Source organism: Phyllobacterium sp. (assembly GCF_037994405.1).
In the GTDB taxonomy this organism is placed as follows: Bacteria; Pseudomonadota; Alphaproteobacteria; order Rhizobiales; family Rhizobiaceae; genus Phyllobacterium.
In genome coordinates this window covers 1-7,293 of record NZ_JBBNAN010000162.1, presented here as the reverse complement: position 1 = coordinate 7,293, position 7,293 = coordinate 1, and the positions used below count along the sequence as shown (strand labels likewise).

Here is a 7,293-nt window from a genome sequence, read left to right as displayed (position 1 = left end):
GCAATTCGCCGGTTGCACGATCCATAGTGTAGGCGAAGCCGTTACGATCGAAGTGGACGAGAACATCGCGATCCTTGCCATCGATTTTGATACCATCTGCGAGGATCATCTCGTTGACGCCGTCATAATCCCACTCATCATGTGGGGTCATCTGATAGAGCCATTTTGCCATGCCGGTATCAGCATCGCGTGCCATGATGGTCATGGACCATTTGTTGTCACCGGGACGCTGGTTCGGATTCCACGTCGATGGATTACCCGTGCCGTAATAGATGAGATTCAGCTTGGGATCATATGAGTACCAGCCCCAGGTCGTTCCACCGCCGACTTTCCACTGCTCGCCTTCCCAGGTATTGGTGCCGGAGTCGGGTCCAACTGGCTTGCCAAGCTGGGTGGTTTTCTCCGGATCGATCAAAGTATCCTTGTCAGAACCCATTGACCATGCACGCCAAGCCTGCTTGCCGTCCTTGATGTTATAGGCCGTCAAATGCCCGCGGACGCCGAACTCACCGCCAGAAACACCAACAAGAACCTTGTCCTTCACAACCACAGGTGCGGATGTTCCGGATTCACCCTTGCTGCCGTCTGCCGCATCACCGTTCTTGACGGACCACTCGACCTTGCCGGTCTTGGCATCAAGCGCAACGAGTGTCGTATCAGCCTGATAGAGGAATATCTTGCCATCCCCGTAGGCAACACCACGATTTACGGTATCGCAGCACATGATGGGGATAACATTTGGATCCTGTCTGGGCTCGTACTTCCAAAGGATCTTGCCATCATTGTTCAGATCAAGCGCATAGACCGTATTGGGATACGGGGCATGGACATACATCACATCGCCGATCACGAGCGGGCCCCCTTCATGGCCGCGCAATACGCCTGTCGAGAACGTCCAGGCAACCTGTAGGTTCTTGACATTGTCCTTGGTGATCTTTTTGAGCTTTGAATATCGGGTATTGGCGTAATCGCCAGTTTGCATCGCCCAGTTCTTGGAATCAGATGCCAGGCTCTGCAGGTCGTCATTGGCAAATGCTCCTCCCGCCAATGAGAGCGACATGGCCGTCGTAGCCAATGCAATTCCTATGAGATTCTTGTGTACACGCATTTTGAGTCCTCCCTAAGTTCACATTTATGAACCATCGGACGAAGCCGTTTTCAGTAGCGGGCTCGCTCCATTAGCTCACGCAAATGGGGAAGTATTTCCGGCAGCGTGTCACGACCTAAGCCAAGGCGTGCAGAGGGCACCGTTACTGCCCACCCCGCTTGGCCTACGAAGACTGTCACCACTCCCTTGACGGTAACGTCCTTGAAGCCGGAAACAAATGGACGATAGGAGAAACAATTGCATTAGGCAAGCACGTTTATCAATTTATATTTGCTGCAGTGCAATACGTATCTTTTGCATTGCAGTAAGCAATCAATTCAATTGACATATTCTGCGTAATCGCCACGTCACACAATTTGATACTTGAACAAGCATTAATTCTTTCCAACCAATATTATTTTTTGCCATCTACTTGAAAATTGTATATTTCATGGCAATGAAAGCGAGGTATGCGATGGTCACGCGAAAATTCACGAAACTTGCGCTGTTAGCAACTGCAGCAATTGCGTGCAGTTTGCCGGCAAAGGCTGCGTCAGATTACCCCACGTCCACCCTTGCCGAATACGTCTATGGGTGCATGAAAGCCAATGGCGAAAACCGCGATATGCTTCAACGCTGCTCCTGTTCGATCGATGTGATTGCTTCGATAGTCAGCTACCCCCGCTACGAAGCTGCCGAAACATTCAAGCAGATGGGACTGGTCTCCGGAGAGAATGGCGCGCTGTTTCGCGAAAGCGCTCCGGCGAAGGCTGCAACGGCCGAACTTAAGCGGGCGCAAGCTGAAGCCGATATCCGTTGCTTCTAAGTTGAGTTAGCTCTTGGCCTTATAAACTGGACGATTGCAGTGGCCATTCGTCCTGGAATTTCTTGCCTTTGGTGTCCGCCGCCTCAACCTTGACGTCCTCACCGGGCTTGGCATCGAAATCAAAGCGGAAGTTCGGATCCTCCGAGATCGATATCCCGCCTTCCATGGACATGATCAGGCGATCGCCTTGCGAAACGGTAAGCCCCTGAATGAAGTGCGCAGGAATATAATAGCGCGTGATCTGATCCATCTGCAGGCCGGAATTGTTGGGATGGCGGATCATCAATTGCATTTCTGTGGCGCGCGTCATGGGCTCGGTGCCCGGCGCATTGGATGGAAATACCCGCAGCTTCATTTTTCCGAGGGACGCCATCGCCTCGTCCTGATTTTTCATCGCTGGCGCTGAGCATCCCCCTGAAGCCTTGACGAATGTTTGCGTCATGTGGAGCTTGCCGTCTTCCGTCTCTGCTATCGCCCTGACATAGGAATAGGCATTGATCCGAAGCCGTGTCGCGAGATGGGTTACACCGGCATCTTTACCGAATGTGAACACGGCGGCGACGGGCGACGGATTTTCATCGACTATCAGCGTCACGGCCTTAAGCCGGCCGGTCTTTGCGTCAGTTTTGAAATGCAGATCAACGGGTACGATGGCCGCGTCTTCAGCCCGCTTCGGAGCTTCGATGGAGATAATATCATCGGCGGGTTCGATCGTCTTCTGACCAAACACGTCGCCTTTCAAACTGTTCCAGGTAGTGCTTTCCGGAGCGCTCGTGCCTTGCGCAGCCGCAGTGAAGGAAACCGCGGTTCCAAGCAGTGTCAGAAGGACAATCGCAACAATCCGGCTGCGTCGGTTTATTGAAACAAACGTCATGTTTTGCCTCCACCAAGAAAATTGGCGGTGCCCGGCCAACAGACAGTATATCACCTTGCGAGATGATCTTGCAAACCGCACGATCATTCCCACTCAAGCTCAGCGAAAGCAGCCGTGGCGTTGCGCTCGTTATATTCTTCGAATAGATCCCAGTTCCCCCGCTCGCCTTGGGCCGCATTCTTGACCGCTTCTGCCATCGGCACGCCATCGGCGATCGCCTTGCGGATGTCGCGCGCCAGGATTTCAAAGTAGCGTTGCTGCGGCTCAAGCGCTGCTGGCCAATTTGACGGCACAGGGCCATGTCCCGGGACCGCTCGTGTCGCGGCGATGGCCTTCAGATTATCCAGTTGTGCGATCCAGCCGCGAAGAGAACCATCCATCGTCGGAAGGTGGTCTATGAAACAAAGATCGCCGGTGAAAAAAGTCCCGGACTGCTGATCGAAAACAGTCAGATCGTTGTCCGTATGGGCAGGTTTCCAGGCCCGCAGCGTGAGTTTTCTATTACCGAGGTCCAGTTGCTCCTCGCCCTCTACCAGTTTGGTTGGAGGCACAATCTTGATGTCCGCCATCAAAGTGGCGCCCAAGCTCTCGCGGTAGCTTTGCAGATAATAGTCACCACGGCTTGCAAGGGCGCGCGGCAAATTGTGATGTCCGACGATGATTGCGCCGGTTTCGCCAAACGCGGCATTGCCGAATATGTGATCAGGATGCATATGCGTGTTGATAAGATAACGAATTGGCTTGTCCGTCGTCGCGCGAATGGCTGCAATCAGTTCCCTGCCCTCGGCGGCGCTACCGCCACTGTCGATCACGGCAACCGCCTCTGCACCGACAACAAAACTGACATTGCAAATCTCACCCTCATTCTTGTCGGTCATCATTTCTGCCGCGCCGGCAAAGGCGAACACACCTTCCGCAATCTCTTTAACGGGCAAAACCGTAGCGTGAGCCGATTGCGCCCGCGCCAAGCGGATATGGGCCACTCCACAACACACGAAGAAGGCCCCGGTCTTGAGGACGCTGCGCCGTGTTGGCAGGCTCATGTTTCGTTCCTTGTGCCGGCGAATTTCTCGTTGAACGACCGCAATAAATCCGCTTTGACCTGTTCATTCCGATATTGACGCGGCAGGCGAATATCGAAGGTCCCGACCACATGCGCAGGACGGTCTGAGAGCACTATGATGCGGTCAGACAGCATGATAGCCTCTTGCAGATTGTGCGTCACCATCAAGGCTGTTGTTGGACGCTCCGACCAGACTGACAAAAGCAGATAACGCAGCTGCTGTGCGGTTGACTCATCCAGCGAAACAAAGGGCTCATCCAGCAAAAGGATATCTGGTTCAATTGCCAGCGCTCGCGCAATTGCGGCTCTGCGGGCAAGACCGAGCGAAAGCTCAGCCGGATAGAATGTGCGCATCTTCGAAAGGCCTAGCTGACTGAATAGCGAATCGAGATTTGCACCCCGCAAATCCTTCGGCAATGCCAGCCGCACATTCTGCTCGACCGTTCGCCATGGCAGGAGCATCGGCTCCTGAAACACGGCGCCCATGCGCGCGTTCGAATTGCCCGGCAGTTGAATAGAGCCCTGATAGTCCTGATCAAGCCCAAGCAGGATGCGAAGCGTCGTGGTCTTGCCACATCCGGAGGGACCAAGGATACAGGCAAACTCGTTCTGCCTGACCTCGAAACGCAGGTTATTCAGCACATCAATCGCGCCACCATTCGATGAGCGGAACGATTTTTCCTCGATATTGACCTTAAGCAGCGCGGCGGCGCCAGCGAGTGGATGTGTGTTCAAGAGGCTGCACCACGACAAGTTCTACGAAAAGCATCACAGCGACAAAGGCCAAGGTGTAAGCAAGGATCGCTGCAACATCGAAAAGCTGGAAAAACAGGTTGATCTGGAAACCTATGCCGTCCGATCTGCCGAGCAACTCAACGACAAGCACGATCTTCCAGATCAGTGAAACGCCGGAGCGGGAAGCTGCGGCGATGTAGGGCTGCAACTGTGGAAGGAGGATATGCCGCAAACGATCAAGCGCCCTGAAGCGGTAGACACTGGCCATTTCGGCATAGCGGGGATCAAGTGCTCGTGCTCCTTCGCGCATGGTGACGACTACATTGGGGATCTTGTTGACCGCGACAGCACCGATCGCTGCGGCCTCGTTCAATCCAAACCAGATATAAGCGAGTACGATGATCACGAGGGCGGGTATGTTGAGGAAAAGAATAACCCATGGATTGAAGAACTGGTCGGCGCGTCGATGGCTGCCAAGCAGGACGCCAATCACCGAGCCAACGAACATCGCGATGAAAAAAGACGCCGCAACGCGCCACAGGGTGATTGCCAGATGATAGGGTAGATCGCCGCTCGCGGCCTCTCTGAGGAATGTCTGCAAGACAAGCAATGGCGCCGGAAAGGACCGGCTCGGCCATAGCGTGGCCCCTGCGTGCCACACGATAATAATTACGATGACAGACACCACAACCATCACAGACGAAGTCCATCGCCGTTGTTTCGTTCCGTTCACAGCAAACTTGCCAGTCTGTTGTTGTTCGGTGGAGGCCATTCCCATTTAGTCCTCCTTCCAGAAGGTGCCGGGGGTCAATGCCTTTCCGGGACCGACCAGGCGCTCACCGCCGAGTTTGGCAAGGACAGCGTAGAGCTTTTCCGCATCGCCCTGTTCTGCGTCGATCGTCCGCGCTGGAATGCCTTCCCGGTAGCGGTCGCGCAGCACATCGAGCTCACGGCCCTCGGCCTTTATCACTGGCGCCAGACGCTGCCATTCCTGGTCGGAATCGCCAAGGAGGGCCTTGGCGTCACGACTGGCTTTGATAAAGCCGGCAATCGCTTCCGGATGCGCATCTGCCCATTTCTCATGGAAGATGTAGCCAATGGCGGACGTTGTACCGGCGGCGCCGAGAGCCTTCGCGGCATCGCTTGTACCTATCAGGCGGTGAAAGCCCTTGGCTTCCAGTCTCGCGCAATAATTCCAGAAATTCAGAACTGCATCGATTTCACCCTGCTGTGCCTTTTCGGCGAGCAATGGCGGCGCGCCATAGATGATCTCGTTCTGCGCCGCTAGATCAAGCGATAATTGCTGTTTGGCGAGGCCCTGCAGGAGCAGCCAACTCTTGTCGAGCGGTCCGCCGGCGACGCCAACCTTTTTGCCCTTAAGATCCGAAAGGCTCTCGATAGGAGAGCCATCGCGAACCATCAAAGCACCGACCGAACTGGAATAGGGTACGAAGGTCAGATCCTCACCCGAGGCGCGTTGCCGGGACACCCAAAGCCAGTCACTCACGATGATATCAACGTCTCCGGCCATCATCGCGACATTGGTTGCATCCTCACCGGCAAAGAAGCGCACTTCGACATTCACGCCATGTTTTTCGTCGAGCCTATGGTGCTTGATTGTATCGAGTTCCCAGTTCACGGTGCCGAATTTCAGAACGCCCACGCGAATGGTTTGTGCGGCGAAGCTATTCGAGGCCGCGAAGCAGCCGAGCACGACCACAAGCAACGAAACAAAGCCGAAAAGACGATGATGTATTCCGATCACTATGTCCTCCCAGACATACTGCCGCGTCGCGAACTTATAGCGTCAGCTCTTTAGTAGGGTAAGTGCATTTCCAGCGTGTAACGCGAAGCTTGGGGTGTTCCTCGGTCCACTTTGCAATCTCAGCCGGTGCCAGGAACATGCAATTGAGGAGATTTCCCCTGTTTTCAAAATGCAGGCGTTCTTCCCGGCAGCTCGACGGGTTCGATACAAGACAGATGGTCAAGACGAGATCGATGACATCCATACCGGCACCTCCAATCTTCTGCCAAATCCCAGTCACGACAACAGGATCAGCGGCGGTCGTTGGATTTCTCAAGGTGCCCGATGAGAAACATAGGCTATAATTACGGTTCTGATCCTTCGGCGTCAATCGCAGCGCTCCCGAAAACATCAGTCATCGGCGCGCCGCAATTTCTTCGCCCAACCGATTGACTTATCAGGCGCGACAGGTAACTTTCTGGAAGCATTCTAAACATAATGGACACCGAATAGGTGCCGGTCTTCGTCCAGGGCACCCTTGGCGAACATGAGGAAATGCCATGCGATATTCTATGCTGATGGTCACTGTGTCAGTTGCCCTTCTTTCTGTTACCGGCGCACGCGCCCAGGAGGGCGATGCCACGGCGGGCGCTACGGTCTTCAAGAAATGTGCGGTCTGCCACGTGGCAGATACCGACAAAAACAAGGTCGGTCCTTCTTTGAACGGCCTGTTTGGGAGAACGGCCGGTACACACCCAGGCTTCAGTTATTCGCCTGCAATGGTAGAAGCCGGCAAATCTGGTCTCGTCTGGGACACAGCTAGCCTGCGTGATTATTTGCACGATCCAAAAGCAAAGGTGAAAGGCACGAAAATGGCTTTCCCCGGGATCAAGGATGATACCGAGATTTCCAATCTCGAAGCCTATCTGAAGCAATATTCAAAATAACCGCTCTATGCCGCCGG

The 7,293-nt window shown here is 54.4% G+C and carries 8 protein-coding genes; 2 read left to right on the top strand and 6 right to left on the bottom strand.

The genetic code is table 11. From position 1 onward, the window contains the following. Nucleotides 1-1,108, bottom strand: a 1,108-nt coding sequence (locus AAAC48_RS09625) for a PQQ-dependent dehydrogenase, methanol/ethanol family (protein ID WP_340653966.1), incomplete at its 3' end; no start/stop codon positions are given. 454 nt (nucleotides 1,109-1,562) lie between these two features. On the opposite strand from AAAC48_RS09625, the gene AAAC48_RS09620 reads away from it, so the two are divergent. Then, nucleotides 1,563-1,913: a hypothetical protein gene (locus AAAC48_RS09620; protein WP_340653965.1), complete on the top strand. Its 351-nt coding sequence runs from the start codon at nucleotides 1,563-1,565 to the stop codon at nucleotides 1,911-1,913. Nucleotides 1,914-1,932: 19 nt separating this feature from the next. On the opposite strand, the gene AAAC48_RS09615 is transcribed toward AAAC48_RS09620, so the two are convergent. From AAAC48_RS09615 to AAAC48_RS09595, 5 genes are all read right to left on the bottom strand, one after another. After that, on the bottom strand, nucleotides 1,933-2,787 hold the full coding sequence (locus AAAC48_RS09615; RefSeq protein ID WP_340653964.1) for a quinoprotein dehydrogenase-associated SoxYZ-like carrier: 855 nt from the start codon (nucleotides 2,785-2,787) through the stop codon (nucleotides 1,933-1,935). An 83-nt stretch (nucleotides 2,788-2,870) separates the two neighbouring features. Beyond that, the gene (locus tag AAAC48_RS09610) at nucleotides 2,871-3,830 is read right to left on the bottom strand and encodes a quinoprotein relay system zinc metallohydrolase 2 (protein ID WP_340653963.1); all 960 of its coding nucleotides are present in this window, start codon (nucleotides 3,828-3,830) and stop codon (nucleotides 2,871-2,873) included. Beyond that, nucleotides 3,827-4,585, bottom strand: coding sequence for an ATP-binding cassette domain-containing protein (locus AAAC48_RS09605; protein ID WP_340653962.1), 759 nt, complete (start codon nucleotides 4,583-4,585; stop codon nucleotides 3,827-3,829). The genes AAAC48_RS09610 and AAAC48_RS09605 overlap by 4 nt, the downstream gene beginning before the upstream one ends. Then, entirely contained in the window at nucleotides 4,545-5,279 is a 735-nt protein-coding gene (locus AAAC48_RS09600; RefSeq protein WP_340653967.1) for an ABC transporter permease, read from the bottom strand. Before AAAC48_RS09600 ends, AAAC48_RS09605 begins: the two co-directional genes overlap by 41 nt. 84 nt (nucleotides 5,280-5,363) lie before the next feature. After that, nucleotides 5,364-6,350 carry an ABC transporter substrate-binding protein gene (locus AAAC48_RS09595; RefSeq protein ID WP_340653961.1) on the bottom strand — a complete coding sequence of 329 codons (987 nt, stop codon included), beginning with the start codon at nucleotides 6,348-6,350 and terminating at the stop codon, nucleotides 5,364-5,366. A 539-nt stretch (nucleotides 6,351-6,889) separates the two neighbouring features. Here AAAC48_RS09595 and AAAC48_RS09590 point away from each other — a divergent pair. Then, on the top strand, nucleotides 6,890-7,276 hold the full coding sequence (locus AAAC48_RS09590; RefSeq protein ID WP_340653960.1) for a cytochrome c family protein: 387 nt from the start codon (nucleotides 6,890-6,892) through the stop codon (nucleotides 7,274-7,276). Nucleotides 7,277-7,293: the final 17 nt, after the last annotated feature.

Bases quoted from the DNA above. Each gene is read 5' to 3' on its own strand.
- AAAC48_RS09620 (WP_340653965.1), top strand. From the start codon at position 1,563: ATGGTCACGCGAAAATTCACGAAACTTGCGCTGTTAGCAACTGCAGCA.
- AAAC48_RS09615 (WP_340653964.1), bottom strand. From the start codon at position 2,787: ATGACGTTTGTTTCAATAAACCGACGCAGCCGGATTGTTGCGATTGTC.
- AAAC48_RS09610 (WP_340653963.1), bottom strand. From the start codon at position 3,830: ATGAGCCTGCCAACACGGCGCAGCGTCCTCAAGACCGGGGCCTTCTTC.
- AAAC48_RS09600 (WP_340653967.1), bottom strand. From the start codon at position 5,279: ATGGTTGTGGTGTCTGTCATCGTAATTATTATCGTGTGGCACGCAGGG.
- AAAC48_RS09590 (WP_340653960.1), top strand. From the start codon at position 6,890: ATGCGATATTCTATGCTGATGGTCACTGTGTCAGTTGCCCTTCTTTCT.